This is a genomic window from Streptomyces sp. NPDC046900 (assembly GCF_040644975.1).
Taxonomy (GTDB): Bacteria; Actinomycetota; Actinomycetes; order Streptomycetales; family Streptomycetaceae; genus Streptomyces.
In genome coordinates this window covers 260670-277677 of sequence record NZ_JBEYXD010000001.1, presented here as the reverse complement: position 1 = coordinate 277677, position 17008 = coordinate 260670, and the positions used below count along the sequence as shown (strand labels likewise).

General features: G+C 71.6%; 15 protein-coding genes. 10 read left to right on the top strand and 5 right to left on the bottom strand.

What is annotated here, in order from left to right; genetic code table 11:
- The first annotated feature begins 160 nt into the window (after window positions 1–160).
- A complete protein-coding gene (locus ABZ904_RS01285; RefSeq protein ID WP_361003101.1) occupies window positions 161–1174 on the top strand; it encodes an ATP-binding cassette domain-containing protein in 1014 nt (337 codons plus the stop codon).
- On the top strand, window positions 1171–1947 hold the full coding sequence (locus ABZ904_RS01280) for an ABC transporter permease (RefSeq protein WP_359389708.1): 777 nt from the start codon (window positions 1171–1173) through the stop codon (window positions 1945–1947). The genes ABZ904_RS01285 and ABZ904_RS01280 overlap by 4 nt, the downstream gene beginning before the upstream one ends.
- A gap of 59 nt (window positions 1948–2006) precedes the next feature.
- Here ABZ904_RS01280 and ABZ904_RS01275 read toward each other — a convergent pair whose 3' ends face one another.
- Window positions 2007–2852 carry a siderophore-interacting protein gene (locus ABZ904_RS01275; RefSeq protein ID WP_359389711.1) on the bottom strand — a complete coding sequence of 282 codons (846 nt, stop codon included), beginning with the start codon at window positions 2850–2852 and terminating at the stop codon, window positions 2007–2009.
- A gap of 101 nt (window positions 2853–2953) precedes the next feature.
- Window positions 2954–3883 carry a 5'-3' exonuclease gene (locus tag ABZ904_RS01270; RefSeq protein WP_359390228.1) on the bottom strand — a complete coding sequence of 310 codons (930 nt, stop codon included), beginning with the start codon at window positions 3881–3883 and terminating at the stop codon, window positions 2954–2956.
- Window positions 3884–4067: 184 nt separating this feature from the next.
- Between ABZ904_RS01270 and ABZ904_RS01265 the strand changes: the two genes are divergently transcribed.
- The 4 genes from ABZ904_RS01265 to ABZ904_RS01250 all read left to right on the top strand — a co-directional run bounded on the left by ABZ904_RS01265 (window position 4068) and on the right by ABZ904_RS01250 (window position 9756).
- Complete coding sequence (locus ABZ904_RS01265) at window positions 4068–5153, top strand: betaine/proline/choline family ABC transporter ATP-binding protein (RefSeq protein ID WP_361003106.1); 1086 nt, start codon at window positions 4068–4070, stop codon at window positions 5151–5153.
- Entirely contained in the window at window positions 5146–7761 is a 2616-nt protein-coding gene (locus ABZ904_RS01260; RefSeq protein WP_359389717.1) for an ABC transporter permease/substrate binding protein, read from the top strand. The genes ABZ904_RS01265 and ABZ904_RS01260 overlap by 8 nt, the downstream gene beginning before the upstream one ends.
- Before the next feature lie 515 nt (window positions 7762–8276).
- The gene (locus ABZ904_RS01255) at window positions 8277–8852 is read left to right on the top strand and encodes an XRE family transcriptional regulator (RefSeq protein ID WP_359389720.1); all 576 of its coding nucleotides are present in this window, start codon (window positions 8277–8279) and stop codon (window positions 8850–8852) included.
- A gap of 184 nt (window positions 8853–9036) precedes the next feature.
- A complete protein-coding gene (locus ABZ904_RS01250; RefSeq protein WP_360991784.1) occupies window positions 9037–9756 on the top strand; it encodes a helical backbone metal receptor in 720 nt (239 codons plus the stop codon).
- Here the strand turns inward: ABZ904_RS01250 and ABZ904_RS01245 are convergent.
- The gene (locus ABZ904_RS01245; RefSeq protein ID WP_359389722.1) at window positions 9722–10843 is read right to left on the bottom strand and encodes a TDT family transporter; all 1122 of its coding nucleotides are present in this window, start codon (window positions 10841–10843) and stop codon (window positions 9722–9724) included. The genes ABZ904_RS01250 and ABZ904_RS01245 overlap by 35 nt on opposite strands.
- Before the next feature lie 71 nt (window positions 10844–10914).
- Between ABZ904_RS01245 and ABZ904_RS01240 the strand changes: the two genes are divergently transcribed.
- The gene (locus ABZ904_RS01240; protein WP_359389724.1) at window positions 10915–11895 is read left to right on the top strand and encodes a LysR family transcriptional regulator; all 981 of its coding nucleotides are present in this window, start codon (window positions 10915–10917) and stop codon (window positions 11893–11895) included.
- On the opposite strand, the gene ABZ904_RS01235 is transcribed toward ABZ904_RS01240, so the two are convergent.
- Window positions 11851–12540: a gamma-glutamyl-gamma-aminobutyrate hydrolase family protein gene (locus ABZ904_RS01235; RefSeq protein WP_359389727.1), complete on the bottom strand. Its 690-nt coding sequence runs from the start codon at window positions 12538–12540 to the stop codon at window positions 11851–11853. The genes ABZ904_RS01240 and ABZ904_RS01235 overlap by 45 nt on opposite strands.
- 84 nt (window positions 12541–12624) lie before the next feature.
- Complete coding sequence (locus tag ABZ904_RS01230; protein ID WP_359389729.1) at window positions 12625–13371, bottom strand: FCD domain-containing protein; 747 nt, start codon at window positions 13369–13371, stop codon at window positions 12625–12627.
- Window positions 13372–13446: 75 nt separating this feature from the next.
- On the opposite strand from ABZ904_RS01230, the gene ABZ904_RS01225 reads away from it, so the two are divergent.
- Genes ABZ904_RS01225 through ABZ904_RS01215 form a run of 3 tightly spaced genes read left to right on the top strand, consistent with a single transcriptional unit; the run spans window position 13447 to window position 16996 of the window.
- Window positions 13447–14817 carry a glutamine synthetase family protein gene (locus ABZ904_RS01225; RefSeq protein ID WP_359389731.1) on the top strand — a complete coding sequence of 457 codons (1371 nt, stop codon included), beginning with the start codon at window positions 13447–13449 and terminating at the stop codon, window positions 14815–14817.
- Window positions 14818–14828: 11 nt separating this feature from the next.
- Entirely contained in the window at window positions 14829–16208 is a 1380-nt protein-coding gene (locus tag ABZ904_RS01220; protein WP_360991791.1) for an aldehyde dehydrogenase family protein, read from the top strand.
- Window positions 16205–16996, top strand: coding sequence for a 3-oxoacyl-ACP reductase (locus tag ABZ904_RS01215; RefSeq protein WP_359389737.1), 792 nt, complete (start codon window positions 16205–16207; stop codon window positions 16994–16996). Before ABZ904_RS01220 ends, ABZ904_RS01215 begins: the two co-directional genes overlap by 4 nt.
- The last annotated feature ends 12 nt before the right edge of the window (window positions 16997–17008 follow it).

Genomic DNA, 17008 nt, shown 5'->3' with positions numbered 1-17008 from the left:
CGAGCTGAATCCGCCGTGAGGCACATCCAGGCGATCGAGGTGCGGCACACCCAGGATAGCCCGGTGCTCTTCACACGGATCAGCCGTCATCCGCTGATCCCGGCGGCGTGCCCTCCGCGCATGCGGACCCGCCGCCCGCTGTCCAAGGAGAGCAGTCGTCATGACCACCCGTGCGCCCGCAGTCGAGGCGCGCCAGCTGATCAAGACCTATTCCGGCGATATCACCGCGCTGAACGGCATGGACATCACCGTCGAGCCGGGCACCGTCTTCGGGCTCCTCGGCCCGAACGGCGCCGGGAAGTCCACCACCGTCAAGATCCTCACCACTCTGGCCCGCCCCGACTCGGGCTCGGCCACCGTCGCAGGCCACGACGTGCTGCGCCACCCCGACCGGGTACGCCGCGCGATCGGCGTGGTCGCGCAGAACTCCGGTGCCGACCCGGTCGCCACCGGCCGCGAGAACCTCCAACTCCAGGGCAGGCTCTACGGCTTGAAGGGCCGGGCGGGCAACGCGCGGGTGGACGAGCTGCTCGAGCGCTTCACGCTCACCGATGCCGCCGGCCGCCAGGTCAAGGGCTACTCCGGTGGTATGCGACGCCGTCTCGACGTCGCGCTCGGACTCGTGCACCGGCCGGAAGTGCTCTTCCTCGACGAGCCCACCACCGGACTGGACCCGGAGGCCCGTACCGCCATGTGGGAGGAGATCGCCCGGCTCGCCGGCGAGGAGGGCCTCACCATCCTGCTCACCACGCACTATCTGGAAGAGGCCGACCGGCTCGCCGAGCGCATCGCGATCGTCGACCGCGGCCGGGTCGTCGTGGAGGGCACCCCCGACTCGCTCAAGGGCGAACTGCGCGGCGACGCCGTCCACCTGGAACTGCGCGAAGCCGTCGGCGATGCCGGACGCACGCTGCTCAGGGGCGCCCTGGTCGGGCTGCCCGGTGTGCACGAGGTGCACCTGGACGGGCGCCGAGCCAGCGTACGCGCCGACGACGGTGCGGCGGCGGTGCCCGCGCTGCTGGCGGCGCTCGAGCGCGCCGGGGTCGGTGTCGCCGCGGCGACCGTGGCCCGCCCCTCGCTCGACGACGTGTACCTGCGTTACGCGGGCCGGCGTTTCTCCGAGGCCGAAGCCGAGGACGCCGGTGTCCTCGCCCTTGCCGGAGGTGCGCGATGAGCACAGCCGTCTCGCAGACCTGGTACATGACCCGGCGTCAGCTCATGGTGTTCGCACGGCAGCCCGCGTACGCCGTCATCACCCTGATCCAGCCGGTGATCTGGCTGTTCCTGTTCGGCAACCTCTTCAAGAAGGTCGTGGAGCTCGGCGGCTTCGGCACCACCTCCTACCTGGACTACCTGGTGCCGGGCGTGGTCGTGATGAGCGCGCTCAGCTCCAACATGTGGGCGGGCATGGGCACGCTGGAGGAGATCCAGCGGGGCACGCTCAACCGCTTCTTGACCACACCGGTCAGCCGTGCGGCGTTGATGAACGGCAACGTCGTCAACAACGGCCTGATCACCGCCCTGCAATCGGTGATCATCGTGCTGCTCGGACTGCTGGGCGGGGCCGACTACCCGGGCGGTGCCGGCGGGGTCGCGATCCTCGTGCTCGCCTCCGTGCTGCTGGGCACGGTCTTCGGGGCGCTGTCCAACGCGCTGGGCATGCTGGTGCAGGAGCGGGAGTCGATCATCGGGATCAACACCTTCCTGCTGCTCCCGCTCACCTTCCTGTCCTCGGCGTTCATGGCGCCGTCCCAGATGCCCTCTTGGATGCGGCACATCGCCGACTTCAACCCGCTCAACTGGGCGATGGTCGCCGGCCGTTCGGCGATGTCCCAGCACCCCGACTGGGGCGCGGTGAGCAGCCGGGGCGGGGCGCTGCTGGCGCTCGCGGTCTTCGCGGTGTGGCTGTCGATCCGGACGTTCCGGTCCTACCAGCGTTCGGTGTAGGGGTCCGGGGCAGGACCAAGGGGGCGGCACCCCGCGGGTGCCGCCCCCTTGCCGATGCCTCACGCGGCCGGTGCCGCGCCCTCCTGCTCCGCCTCGATCCGCGCGTTCCACTCCCGCTTCGACGCCTGCCAGCCGTCCTCGTTGTGGCCGAGCCGCCAGTACCCGGAGATCGACAGGTCCTCGCGTGCGATGTGGTGCTCCACCCGCAGCAGCCGGCGCAGCTCCTTCACGAAACTGGCCTCACCGTGCACGAAGGCGTGCATGCGGCCCTCGGGGAACTCCAGCGCGCGGACCGCTTCCAGAAGCGCCTTGCCCACCGGCCGGTCCCCGCGGTGCAGCCAGACCACCTCCACATCGGAGTCGATCTTCTGCTCCTCCTCGGGGCCAGAGACCTCCACGAAGGCGTACGCCTCCACCCCCTCCGGCATCGCCTCCAGGGCGGCGGCGATCGCGGGCAGCGCGCTCTCGTCCCCGGCGAGCAGATGCCAGTCGGCGCCGGCGTCCGGGGCGTAGGCGCCGCCGGGGCCCATGAAGCGCACGGTCTGCCCCGGCTGGACGCGCAACGCCCAGGGCCCGGCGAGGCCCTCGTCGCCGTGGATGACGAAGTCCAGCGTCAGCTCGCGGTGTTCGGGATCCCAGGCGCGCACGGTGTAGGTGCGGACCACCGGCCACTGGTCGCGCGGGACCTCCTCGCGGATGCGCTGCATGTCGAAGGGTTCCGGGTAGGTGACGCCCTCGGCCGGGAAGAGCAGCTTCACATAGTGGTCGGTGCAGGTGCCCACCGTGAAATCGGCCAGGCCGTCTCCGCCGAGCACCACCCGCTGCATGTGCGGGGTCAGTCGCTCCGTGCGGACGACCTGCGCGGAGTGGGTTCTGCGGCCCCCGCCTGCCGGGCGCTCTGCCATGACGGCCTCCCAGTTCCCTCGCTTAGGTTTACCTAAGCTAGCACCTCGATCCAGTAGACACCTCTCCCAGGAAGGCTTGCTCACACCCCTTGCCGGAACCGTCACATGCCGAGCGTGGTGAGCAGGCGCTGCAGGGAGCCGCCCAGGCCCCAGCGGGCCGCGAGTGCGTCCACTGCGGCCGGGTCGCGCGGGGCACGGGGCAGGGCCGGGTCCACCTCGGGCAGCGGCACGTCGCCGGCGACGTGGACCACCTCGGGCGCCACGGCGACATACGGACGGGCCTCGTCCAGCCGCTTGCGCTGCGCCGGGGTGAGCCGGGACGCCGGGTCGTCGACCGCGGCCATGATCCCGGCCAGGTCCCCGAACTCGGTGAGCAGTTTCGCGGCGGTCTTCTCGCCGATGCCCGGCACCCCCGGAAGCCCGTCGCTCGGGTCGCCGCGCAGCAGTGCCAGATCCGCGTAACCGGGTCCGTCGACACCGTACTTCGCCCGCAGGAACGCCTCGTCGGTGAGCTGGAGCGTCCCGACGCCCTTGAGCGGATACAGCACGCGTACCCCGCGGGCGTCGTCGACCAGCTGGTACAGGTCGCGGTCGCCGGTGACGATGTCCACCGGGCCCTTCGCGCGGGCCGTGTACGTGCCGATCACGTCGTCCGCCTCGTACCCCGCCACACCCACGCGCGCGATGCCCAGCGCGTCCAGGACGTCCTCGATCACCGGCACCTGCGGGGACAGCGTGTCCGGCACCTCCTCCTCGTCCGGGCCCGCCGCGTGTTCCTCGGCCACGCGGTGCGCCTTGTAGGACGGGATCAGCTCGACCCGCCAGTGCGGGCGCCAGTCCGCGTCCATACAGGCGACCAGGTCGTCCGGACGATGGTCGCGGACCAGGCGGTCGATGAATTCGAGCAGCCCGCGCACGGCGTTCACAGGCGTGCCGTCCGGGGCCTTCACGGATTCCGGGACGCCGAAGTAGGCGCGGAAGTAGAGCGAGGCGGTGTCGAGGAGCATCAGGCGTCGGGTCACCTTGCGCATCATGCCGTACGGCACTGACGGCATACTGCCGCGCCGAGCGCTACGTGGCACCCGTTAACGTCCTGTGAAGAGAAACACCTCTGCGTTTGCCCTGGACAGCCGGGGGCAGGCGCGGCTCGGAGCGATGCCGATTGCAGATTCAACGTTTGCAGCGGCTCGCAGGCTTCGAGACGAGAGGTACGCAGTGGCAGCCACGCTTGAGGCCGAGCACCTGTACAAGGTGTTCGGGAGACGACCGGACGAGGCGGTGGAACGGCTCCGGCAGGGAGCCGGCCGCGAGGAACTGCGCGCAGACGGCACCACCGCCGCCGTGATCGACGCTTCCTTCACCGTGGCGCCCGGGCAGATTTTCGTCGTCATGGGCCTGTCCGGATCGGGCAAGTCCACGCTGCTGCGCATGCTCAACGGACTCCTCGAGCCCACCGGCGGACACGTGCGCTTCGACGGCCAGGACCTGACCGCTCTCGGCCCACGCGAGCTGCGCGAGGTCCGCTCACGGAAGATCAGCATGGTCTTCCAGCATTTCGCGCTCTTCCCGCACCGCAGCGTCCGCGAGAACGCCGCCTACGGCCTGGAAGTGCAGGGCGTGCCCCGCGCCGAGCGCGTCAAGCGTGCCGACGAGGCGCTCGCCCTGTGTGGCCTGGCCGGCTGGGAGAAGTCGTGGCCCGACGAGCTGTCCGGCGGTATGCAGCAGCGTGTGGGCCTCGCCCGCGCCCTCGCCACGGACGCCGATCTGCTGCTGATGGACGAGTCCTTCAGCGCGCTCGACCCGCTGATCCGCCGTGACATGCAGGACCAGCTCCTCCAGCTGCAGAAGACCCTGAAGAAGACCATCGTCTTCATCACGCACGACCTCAACGAGGCCATGCGCCTCGGCGACCGCATCGCCGTGATGCGGGACGGCCGGATCGTACAGATCGGCACCGCCGAGGACATCCTGGTGCACCCGGCCGACGACTACGTCGCCTCCTTCACCCAGGACGTCGACCGCTCCAGGGTGCTCACCGCGGGCGCCGTCATGGACACGTCCGTGCGGGGCGACGAGGCGGACTGCGACTGCGCGACCGCGACACCCGCCACGCCGTTCGTGGAGCTGTGCGCGATCAGCGCCGGCGTCAGCCACCCGGTCGCAGTGCTGGACGAGGAGCGCCGGCTTGTGGGCGTCGTGCCCCGGCAGCGCCTCGTCGGTTTCCTCGGCGACCGGGCGGAGGGGCCCGAGCCCTGCGACTGCCCGCAGGACAAGGGCGGGAAGGTGACCGCTCGTGCCTAGGATCCCGTTCGGCGACTGGGTCAACTCCGCCGTCGACTGGCTGCTGCACCACATGGGGTGGCTGTTCGACTTCTGCAAGATCGTGTTCCAGGGCACCTTCGAGGGCATCGACACCGTCCTGCAGGCTCCCGAGCCGCTGCTGCTCGCGGGCATCCTCGCCGTGATCGCGTTCTGGCTGCGCGGCACGTCCGCCGGCCTCCTCACCTTCGTGGGATTCGCCTTCATCGACTCCCTGGAGCTGTGGCAGGACGCGATGGTGACCCTGTCGCTCGTTCTGGTGGCGACCCTCATCGCGCTCGTGATCTCCGTGCCCGTGGGCATCTGGGCGGCTCGCTCCGCACGGATCAGCGGACTTGTGCGGCCGGTGCTCGACTTCATGCAGACGCTGCCGGCGATGATCTACCTCATCCCGGCGATCCTGTTCTTCGGCACCGGCGCGCCCGCCGGCATCGTGGCCACGCTGATCTTCGCTCTCGCACCCGGTGTCCGCATGACCGAGCTCGGCATTCGCCAGGTCGACAAGGAGCTGGTGGAGGCCGCCGACGCCTTCGGCACCACCCCGCGCAACACGCTGCTGCGCGTCCAGCTGCCGCTCGCCCTGCCCACGGTCATGGCCGGCGTCAACCAGGTGATCATGCTGGGCCTGTCCATGGCGGCCATCGCGGGCATGGTCGGCACGGGCGGCCTCGGCGGCGACGTGAACGAGGCGATCGGTCAGCTCAACGTGGGTCTCGGCGCCGAGGCCGGGGTCGCCATCGTCATCCTGGCGATCTACCTGGACCGGATGACCAGTGCTCTCGGCACCCAGGTCTCCCCGCTGGGCCGACGCGCGATCGCCCGGCTGCGCGCCGCGCGGGGTCTGAAGATCTGGTCGTACCGCCCCCGGCCCGCCGTGGCCGTGATCGGTGTGGTCGTGCTCGCGCTGGCCGCCGGTGGCATGGGTGTCTTCGGCGGCGCGGACAAGTCCGCCACCGCCGCCGACGCACAGAACGTCGGACAGGGCAAGAAGATCACCATCGGCTACATACCGTGGGACGAAGGCGTCGCCTCCACCTTCCTGTGGAAGGAGATCCTGGAGCAGCGCGGGTACCAGGTCGACGTCAAGCAGTTCGACGCCGGACCGCTGTACACCTCGCTGGCCCAGGGCGACGTCGACTTCGAGACCGACTCCTGGCTGCCGACGACGCACGCGCAGTACTGGAAGAAGTACGGCAGCCGGATCGACGACGTGGGCTCCTGGTACGGGCCGACGTCGCTGGAGCTGACCGTGCCCTCGTACATGAAGGGCATCGACTCGCTGGCGGACCTCAAGGGGAAGGCCGCCACGTTCGGCGGGCAGATCACCGGCATCGAGTCCAGCGCGGGCGAGATGGGCCTGCTCAAGAGCACGGTCCTGAAGAAGTACGGCCTCGACAAGGAGTACAAGGTCGTGGACGGCTCCACGCCCGCGATGCTCGCGCAGCTCAAGCGCGCGTACGCCAAGAAGGAGCCCATCGTCGTCACGCTCTGGTCGCCGCACTGGGCGTACAACGACTACGACCTGAAGAAGCTGAAGGACCCGATGGGCGCCTGGGGCAGCGGCGATTCGGTGCACACGCTCTCCCGCAAGGGATTCGCGCAGGACAACCCCGTCGTCGGGACCTGGCTGAAGAACTTCAAGATGGACGAGAAGCAGCTCACCGGCCTTGAGGCGGAGATCAACAAGGTCGGCCAGGGCAGGCAGCAGGACGCCGTGCGCAGCTGGCTGAAGAAGTACCCCGGGCTCGTGGACAAGCTCGCCCCCGTCCAGAACTCCGCCGCCGGCAGCCCGGCCGAGGCGAAGCGCGCTCTGAACGTCGCCTGGTTCCCCTGGGACGAGGACGTGGCCGTGACCTACCTGTGGAAGAACGTCCTGGAGCGGCGCGGCTACAAGCTGAACCTCAAGCAGATGGACGTCGGCCCGGTCTACACCGGTCTGGCGGGCGGCGACCTCGACCTCAACTTCGACGCGTGGCTCCCGTACGCGCAGCAGAACTACTGGGACAAGAGCAAGGACAGACTCACCGATCTCGGCACCTGGTACCAGCCGACGTCGCTGGAGATCGCCGTGCCCTCGTACGTCAAGGACGTCAGGTCCCTTGAGGACCTCAAGGGCAAGGGGAAGACCTTCGGCGGCCGGATCGTCGGCATCGAGCCGGGCACGGGCGAGATGAACCTCCTGAAGACGAAGGTGCTGCCCGGCTACGGCCTCGACAAGGAGTACAAGGTCGTGGACGGCTCCACGCCCGCGATGCTCGCCGAGCTGAAGCGCGCCTACGCCAAGAAGGAGCCTGTAGCCGTCGTCCTGTGGTCGCCGCACTGGGCCTACAGCGAGTACCAGCTCACCAAGCTGAAGGACGACAAGAAGCTGTTCGGCGAGGGCAACACGATCCGCACCATCTCCGCCCGGGCGTTCCCGGACCGGTATCCGCAACTCACGAAGTGGATCAAGAACTTCCGGATGAGCGAGGCCGAACTGGGCAGCCTGGAGAGCGAGATCAAGAACCGCGGTCAGGGCCACGAGGAGGCCGCCGTGGCCGCATGGCTGGATCAGCACCCGGACATGGTGGAGCGGATGGCTCCGCAGTAGTCCGTGCGGGGGCCGCGGGTACCGCGTACCGGAAGGATCCGGACAACCCCGTCGGATCCGCGGTCCCGCCCAGCGTCACACCCGGCCGGCCGGGGGCGCCGAACCCTGTTTCGGCGCCCCCGGCCTCGTCGTGCTGCTCCAGGGCCCGCGGGCCTGAGTGCCGCCCCGCCACCGCCCGCCCGCTCGGGCGGCCACGGCCGGTCCCACCGCCCCCGGCCGTCACTGGACCGGGGGCAGCCCCACAAGGCGGTTCCGTGCCCCTGGACAGCCCTTTCGCGCATGTCCCGGAGGAGGCGCGCGCCCGGAGGCGGATCGGCTCACCCGGTGGCGCGAACCGAGACACTCACCACTCTTGTATGTGACACCGATGTGACGGGCGCATGAAACGGTTTGCCGAACATGCGTAGGGTGCAGACAACTCGACAGAAGCAGTACACCGATGGACCATCGGACGGCGGCGACCCGCCCCGCCGGGCAGCCCAACGGACCGACGAGCGAGGGAGGCAGCCGGAGCGATGGGCGACCACAAAGAACAGCCCCTTCGAGTGGGCACGGCCGTGCGGCGACGGCGCCGGGCGCTGGAGCTCACCCTTGCCGTGGTGGCCGAGCGCAGCGGGCTGTCGGTTCCCTTCCTGAGCCAGGTGGAGAACGAGCGGGCACGCCCCAGCCGGCCCTCCTTGGAGCGGATCGCCGACGCCCTCGGCACCACCGCCGTGGAACTGCTCGCCGCGGCCGACCCGGCGTGCAGCGTGGACGTTCTGCGCGCCGATGACGAGGAGCTGGCGCCGGAACGGCCGCGCATGCGCCCCCTGGTCCGCGGCCACCACCAGTTGCATGCGATGGAGTTCATCGGCGATCACGACGAGGGCCGCGAATTCCAGCACCGCAACGACGAGTTGATGTACGTGGTCGACGGCGCCGTCGAGATCGAGGCGGAGGGCCGGGCGCACCGGCTCGGGCGCGGCGACGCCCTGTATCTGAGCGGGGGAGTGCGCCACCGCTGGCGGGCGACCGTGCCGGAGACCCGCGTGATAGTGGTCGCGGTCGCGGACCATATCGAGGCGGTCGAGAACCCCCCGGGCCGGCGGTGATCCCCCCGGGGCGGTTTGCACGCGGCCTGCCCGCCGACCCGGCGGCGCTATCGGCCGACCCGTCCGGAGGACGGCCGTCCGGGTGCCGCGGAATACTGGCCGGTATGTCCGACGTCGGCCCCGGCACGCCCGGAGAAGAAGTCACCTCCCGTCCGCCGGCCGGCAGCGGGAGGCGGCGGCCGTGATGCGTGTCGTCTCGCTCGTGCCCTCACTGACCGAGGCCCTCGCGGCCTCTGTGCCGGGCGCTCTGGCCGGTGCGACCGACTGGTGCACCCACCCCGCCGGCCTCGACGTCGTCCGGGTCGGCGGCACCAAGAACCCGAAGGTCGAGCGGATCGTCGGGCTCGCCCCCGACCTCGTACTCGCCAACGAGGAGGAGAACCGCGAACCCGACCTCGCCGCGCTGCGCGAGGCCGGCCTCGAGGTCCTGGTCACCGAGGTGCGGACGGTCCCGCAGGCCTTCGACGAGCTGGAGCGGGCGATGACCGCGTGCGGAGCCCCCGGCCGGCCGCGGTGGCTCGACGAGGCCGAGGCCGCGTGGTCCCGGCTGCCGGTGCCGCGGACCCGTACGACCGCCGTCGTCCCCGTCTGGCGGCGCCCCTGGATGGTGCTGGGCCGGGACACCTTCGCCGGGGACGTCCTGGCCAGGCTGGACGTCGACAACGTCTACGCGACGCATTCTGAGCGGTATCCGCGGATCGCCCTTGAGGAGCTGCGGGAGGCGGCACCCGGGCTCGTGGTGCTGCCCGACGAGCCGTACCGCTTCACCGCCGCCGACGGCCCCGAGGCCTTCGAGGGGACACCGTGCGCGCTGGTCAGCGGGCGTCACCTCACCTGGTACGGGCCCTCGCTGACCGACGCGCCCCAGGTCATCGCCGAGGCGCTGCGAGTAGCTCGCCGTTGACGACACCCCGGCCCGTACCGACGGCGGCGAAGCACCACGCGGCGAGAAGCACGGCGTACAGGCCGATCGCGAGCCCGTCGAAGGCGGCGAGTCCGGTGCGCAGGGCGAGCGCCTCGGCCCCCGTGACACAGGTGCCGAGCGGGAAGGTGAACGCCCACCAGGTCATCGCGAAGCCCATGCCCCGCCGCCGGGCGCGCACCACCAGCGCGGTGGCGAGCCCCAGCCACAACAGGGCGAAGCCCAGCACCGGTACCCCGTAGAGCACGGCGAGGACGCCGAGTCCCCGGGCATAGGGGCCCGGCACGACTCCCGTCGCCGCGTGCGCGGCCGCGGCGACCGCGGTGGTGGACTGGCCCAGCGGGCCGAGGACCAGGAACAGGGCCGGGGTCAGCGGCAGCGGCAGCGGGCCCGCGGTGAAGAGCCGGGCGACCACCAGCGGCAGCATCGTGAGCGTGGCGAGCAGACTGGCCCCGAACAGCGCGAACGACGCCAGCAGCAGCGTCTCCCGGGGCTGACCCGCGGGCAGGTGCGGGACGAGCAGTGGCCCCTGGGCCGCGGAGACCATGGGCGCGACCAGGGGCAGCAGCCAGACCGGAGTCGCCTGGCCCGGCTCGATCCGGTGCCGGACGATCATCAGGTACGGCACGGTGACGGCGACGACCAGGCCGGAGACGGTGCCGGCGGTGAACAGGACGGTGTCCAGGGCGAGGGCCGGGCCCGACCCGATCCAGTCCCGGCCGACCACAACGGCGCCCCCGCCGACGGCGAGCAGCGCCATGGCGAGGCAGCCGTAGAAGGGGGCCGTGCCGGGGTCGTCGAGATGGGCGCGCGCCTGGTCGCGGTGGTGGATCCAGTGCACGGCCCGGGCGCACAAGAGGGCCACGAGCAGGACGAGCGAAAGGGCCCAGATGCCCGCGCAGACGGTCCGCAGCGCGGGTACCCGTGCGGCACCGGGCAGACCGGCCCCGGCCGTCGCAAGGATCGCGGTGCCCATCACGGCGGCGTACCAGTTCGGGCCGAGGTGCCGGACGGCGGGGGCGCGCCGTCGGGGGACGGCGAGAGCAAGGGGCTGGACTGCGGTGACCATGGAGTCCACGATTGCGCCGCGACGGCCGCCTCACCAGGGAGCGTGTCCCTATGACGACATAAGCTGGGTTTATGGGTGAGGACCTCGGGCATGCGGTGGCCGGTCTGGCGCACCGGGTGCCGGACCTGGGCGCGCTGGAGCTGCTGCTCGCCGTCGCCCGGCTCGGCAGTCTGGGCCGCGCCGCCCGGGAGCTGGGGATCACCCAGCCCGCGGCCAGCAGCCGGATCCGGTCGATGGAGCGGCAGCTGGGTGTGGCACTGGTGGACCGTTCGCCGCGGGGCTCGCAGCTCACCGACGCGGGGGCGCTGGTCACCGACTGGGCCCGGCGGATCGTGGAGGCGGCGGAGGCCTTCGACGCGGGGGCGCAGGCCCTGCGGGGCCGGCGGGACTCCCGGCTGCGCGTGGCCGCGAGCATGACCATCGCGGAGTACCTGCTGCCCGGCTGGCTGATCGCGCTGCGCGCCCAGCGGCCGGACACGGCGGTGTCCCTGCTGGCCGGGAACTCGGCGGCGGTCGCGGAACGCCTGCTCGCGGACGAGGCCGACCTCGGCTTCGTGGAGGGACTGGACGTGCCGGCGGGACTGGACGCGGCGGTCGTCGCCCATGACCGCCTGATCGTGGTGACCGCGCCCGGGCACCCGTGGGCGCGCCGCCGCAGGCCGCTGTCGGCCGCGGAACTGGCGTCGGCACCGCTCGTGCTGCGGGAGGAGGGCTCCGGCACCCGTCAGGTCCTGGCCACCGCCCTGGGCGGGCTGGCCCGCCCTCTTCTCGAGCTGTCCTCCACGACGGCGGTGAAGGCATCCGCGGTGAGCGGCGCGGGCCCGGCCGTCCTGAGCGAACTGGCCGTCGGAGAGGAGCTCGCGGCCCGGCGGCTGGTCAGCGTCCCGGTCGAGGGCGTGCGGCTCGACCGCGAGCTGCGAGCCGTCTGGCGTACCGGCCACCGGCCGGCGGGGCCGGGCCGGGACCTGCTGAGCCTGACGCGGAGCCAGGACTTCCGGGCGGCTCCGTCAGCCGGTGGACGCGGCGCGGACCAGCGCCTTCACCACCCGTAGGTCCTCTCCCATCTCGGGGTGCCACTGGACGCCCAGCACCCAGCGGGCGGAGGGGAGTTCGATCGCCTCCACCGTGCCGTCCGCCGCGTGGGCCGAGGCGACGAGTCCCTCGCCGAGGCGGTCCACGGCCTGGTGATGGTAGGTCGGTACGAGGGTCTCCTCCGGTACGGCCCCGGCGTACAGCGTGCCGGGCACCGGTCGGACCGCGTGCCGGCCGAAGACTCCGACGACCTCCGCATGCCCGTCGATGTGCTGGACGAGCGTGCCGCCGGCGGCGACGTTGAGCAACTGCATCCCGCGGCAGATGCAGAGCAACGGGGTGCGCGAGGCCAGCGCCGCCTCGATGAGGGCGAGCTCCCAGGAGTCCCGCTCGGGCGCGGGTGGTCCGGTCCGCGGGGAACGTGGCGCGCCGTAGCGGGACGGATCGACGTCCGGGCCGCCCGCGATGACCAGGCCGTCCAGCCGGGACACCGTCGCCGCCGCGTGTGCCGGATCGTCGGGCGGCAGCATCGCGGCCAGTCCTCCGCCCCGCTGCACGAGCCGCGGATAGCCCGCCGGCAGCAGCGCCGCGTCCAGCTCCCAGACGCCCCAGCGCGTACCGGCCTCCAGATACGTACTCACACCGATCAGCGGTCGTCCGGTCACTCGGGCCTCCCGGGATTCCAATGGCGCACAGCCATACCTTTACGCGGCGGGGGGTACCGCATCAAGGCCGTGCGGCAGGCCTGTTCAGGCAAGGAAGCCCCGCAGCAGCGCCGCCGTCCCCGCGCAGTGCTCCCGCATGATCTCCCGCGCACCGTCCGCGTCCCCCTCGAGCACCGCGTCCACCAGCGCCTCGTGCTGGCGCTGCGAGTGCTCCAGGTTCCGCACCAGCAGGGGGATGCAGTCCAGCAGGTCGTTCACCGTCGCCCGGACGGCCGCGTACTGCGCCGTCAGCGACGGCGACCCGCCCAGCTCGGCCAGCGTGAGGTGCAACAGGGTGTCCAGCCGCCGGTACTCCGCGAGGGGTGCGTCCTGCGTGCGGGCCAGCGCCTGGCGGAGCCGCCCGGCCTGCTCCCCCGTGAGGCCGTGCGCCGCGCACAGGCCCGCCGCCCCCACTTCGAGCACCTCACGGAACCGCAACACGTCCTCGATGTCGACCTTCTCGATGCGCCGGCGCAGCTCGTCCTCGCCGCCCGCGTCGATGCGGGGCCGCACGAAGGTGCCGCCGTACCGTCCGCGACGCGACTCCACCAGACCCTCGTCCTGGAGGACCTTCAGCACCTCGCGCAGCGTCACCCGGCTGATGCCCAGCCGCTCCGCCAACTCCCGCTCCGCGGGCAGCCGCTCGCCGCCGGGCACCAGACCGAGGCGCACGACCTGGAGGATCTGCTCCAGGGCCTCCTCGAAGCCGTTTCCGGCCCGCACGGGCCGCCACACCGGCGTCAGCCGGTCCTGCGGACGGCCGGGGCCGCCATCGGATTCCGCCTGCGGCATCTGGCCGCGCCCCCTTCCCAGGCAATGGTTCGCGGAAATACCTTATGGCTCTCGGCGGACCGAAGGAGACCTCCCGTGGCACACCGCACACCCCCGCTCGGCGTCGAGGAGCTGCACGCCCTCGTCTCGGGCGGCGAGATCGACACCGTCGTCCTGGCCTTCCCCGACATGCAGGGGCGGCTCCAGGGCAAGCGGTTCGCCGCGCGCTTCTTCCTCGACGAGGTCCTGGAACACGGCACCGAGGGCTGCAACTACCTTCTGGCCGTCGACACCGAGATGAACACGGTGGACGGCTACGACATGTCCTCCTGGGACCGCGGCTACGGCGACTTCGCCCTGCACCCCGACCTGAGCACACTGCGCCGGGTGCCGTGGAACGAGGGCACGGCCATGGTCATCGCCGACCTCGCGTGGAACGACGGCTCGCCCGTGGCCGCCGCCCCCCGCCAGATCCTGCGCCGCCAGCTCGACCGCCTCGCCGCCCTCGGCCACAGCGCCCAGGTCGGCACGGAGCTCGAGTTCATCGTCTTCAAGGACACCTACGAGCAGGCCTGGGACGCCGGCTACCAGGGCCTGACACCGGCCAACCAGTACAACATCGACTACTCCGTGCTCGGCACCGGCCGCATCGAGCCCCTGCTGCGCCGTATCCGCAACGAGATGGCCGGCGCCGGCCTGACCGTCGAGTCCGCCAAGGGCGAGTGCAACCCCGGCCAGCACGAGATCGCGTTCCGCTACGACGAGGCCCTGGTCACCTGCGACCAGCACGCCGTCTACAAGACCGGTGCCAAGGAGATCGCCGCCCAGGAGGGGGTCTCCCTCACCTTCATGGCCAAGTACAACGAGCGTGAGGGCAACTCCTGCCACATCCATCTCTCGCTCGCCGACGAGCACGGACGCAACGTCATGGCCGGCCCGGACGGCGATCCGGGCGGGATGTCGCAGACCATGCGGCACTTCCTCGCCGGGCAGCTCGCCGCTCTGCGGGACTTCTCGCTGCTGTACGCGCCCAACATCAACTCCTACAAGCGGTTCCAGCCCGGCTCCTTCGCCCCGACCGCGGTCGCCTGGGGGCACGACAACCGGACCTGCGCCCTCCGGGTCGTCGGCCACGGCCGCTCGCTGCGGTTCGAGAACCGGGTGCCCGGCGGCGACGTCAACCCGCACCTCGCGGTCGCCGGCATGGTGGCGGCCGGACTGTACGGAATAGAGCAGAAGCTGGAGCTTCCCGAGCCGTGCCCGGGCAACGCCTACACGGCCGCGTACGAGCACGTGCCGACGACCCTGCGTGAGGCCGCCGAACTCTGGGAGAACAGCCCCGTCGCGAAGGCCGCATTCGGCGACGAAGTGGTCGCGCACTACCACAACATGGCCCGTGTCGAGCTGGCCGCCTTCGACGCCGCGGTGACCGACTGGGAGCTGCGCCGCTCCTTCGAACGCATGTGAAAGGTTCTTTCGTGCCGAACGAGCTCGAGCTTCAGGTACTCAACCCGGCCACCGAGGCGGTCGTCGCCACCGTTCCCGCCGCCGGTGCGGCCGACGTGGACGCCGCCGTGCTGCGCGCCGCGCGGGCGCAGTCCCGGTGGGCCGCACTCCCGCCCGGCGACCGGGCCCGGCTGCTGCGCCGGTTCGCCGCGGCGGTCGACGAACATCTGGAGGAGCTGGCCCGGCTGGAGGTCCTCGAGGCGGGACACACGGTCGGCAACGCCCGCTGGGAGGCGGGCAACGTCCGGGACCTGCTCGACTACGCGGCCGGGGGAGTGGAACGCCTGACCGGGCGCCAGATCCCGGTCCCGGGCGGCCTGGACGTCACCATCCTCGAACCGCTGGGCGTCGTGGGGGTCATCGCCCCCTGGAACTTCCCGATGCCGATCGCCGCCTGGGGGACCGCCCCCGCGCTCGCGGCCGGCAACGCCGTCGTCCTCAAGCCCGCCGAGACGACCCCGCTGACCGCTCTCCGCCTCGCCGAACTCGCCCTGGAGGCCGGGCTGCCGGAGGGACTGCTCCAGGTCCTGCCCGGCCACGGGCCTGTCGCGGGCGCCGCGCTCGTCGAGCATCCGGGCGTGGCGAAGATCGTCTTCACCGGGTCGACGGCCGTGGGCAAGCAGGTGCTGGCGAAGGGCTCCGCGCTGCTCAAGCGCGTCACCCTCGAACTCGGCGGCAAGAGCCCCAACATCGTGTTCGCGGACGCCGACCTCGACGCGGCCGCGGCCGCCGCGCCCATGTCGTTCCTCGACAACTCCGGCCAGGACTGCTGCGCCCGCACCCGCATCCTCGTCCAGCGCTCCGTCTACGACCGCTTCCTCGAACTGCTCGCGCCCGCGATCGAGTCGGTCCTGGTCGGCGACCCTGCCGACGAGAGCACCCAGATGGGCCCGCTGATCTCCAGGGCACAGCTGGAGCGGGCGCGTTCCTACGTCGCCGACGACGCCCCCGGTCTCCGCGGCAAGGCCCCCGAGGGCCCCGGGTTCTGGTTCCCGCCCACCGTCCTCACCGGCGTCGACCCGCGGGCGCGTGTGGCCGTCGAGGAGGTCTTCGGCCCGGTCGCCGTCGTGCTGCCCTTCGAGGACGAGGCCGACGCGATCCGCCTCGCCAACGACACCCCCTACGGCCTCTCCGGCTCCATCTGGACTCGCGACGTCGGCCGCGCGCTGCGCGTCTCCCAGGCCGTCCGCGCGGGCAACCTGTCCGTCAACTCCCACTCCAGCGTCCGCTACTGGACCCCCTTCGGCGGCTACAAGCAGTCGGGGATCGGCCGCGAACTCGGCCCGGACGCCTTGACCGCCTTCACCGAAACCAAGAACGTCTTCATCAGCACGGAGGGCCCCGCACAGTGACCGCTCAGACACCGGACACCATCTGCCGCCGCCTGGCCGGCCGAACCGCCGTCATCACCGGTGCCGGCAGCGGCATCGGTCTCGCCACCGTGCGCCGGCTCGCCTCCGAGGGCGCCCATGTCGTCTGTGGCGACGTGGACGAGACCCGCGGCAAGGCGGCCGCGGAGGAGGTCGGCGGACTGTTCGTCAAGGTCGACGTCACCGACCCCGAGCAGGTCGAGGCGCTGTTCAAGGCCGCGTTCGACACCTACGGCTCCGTCGACGTCGCGTTCAACAACGCGGGCATCTCGCCGCCCGACGACGACTCGATCCTGGAGACCGGCCTCGAGGCCTGGAAGCGGGTCCAAGAGGTCAACCTGACCTCCGTCTACCTGTGCTGCAAGGCCGCCATCCCCTACATGCGGCGCCAGGGCAAGGGCTCCATCATCAACACGGCGTCGTTCGTCGCCCGCATGGGCGCGGCCACCTCGCAGATCTCGTACACGGCCTCCAAGGGCGGTGTGCTCGCCATGTCCCGTGAACTGGGCGTGCAGTTCGCCCGCGAGGGCATCCGGGTCAACGCCCTGTGCCCCGGCCCGGTCAACACCCCGCTGCTGCAGGAGCTGTTCGCCAAGGACCCCGAGCGGGCCGCGCGCCGTCTGGTCCACATCCCGGTCGGCCGGTTCGCGGAGGCCGAGGAGATCGCCGCGGCGGTCGCCTTCCTGGCCAGCGACGACTCCTCCTTCGTGAACGCCACCGACTTTCTGGTGGACGGCGGAATCTCGGGCGCGTACGTCACACCCCTGTAGGGACAAAAAGGT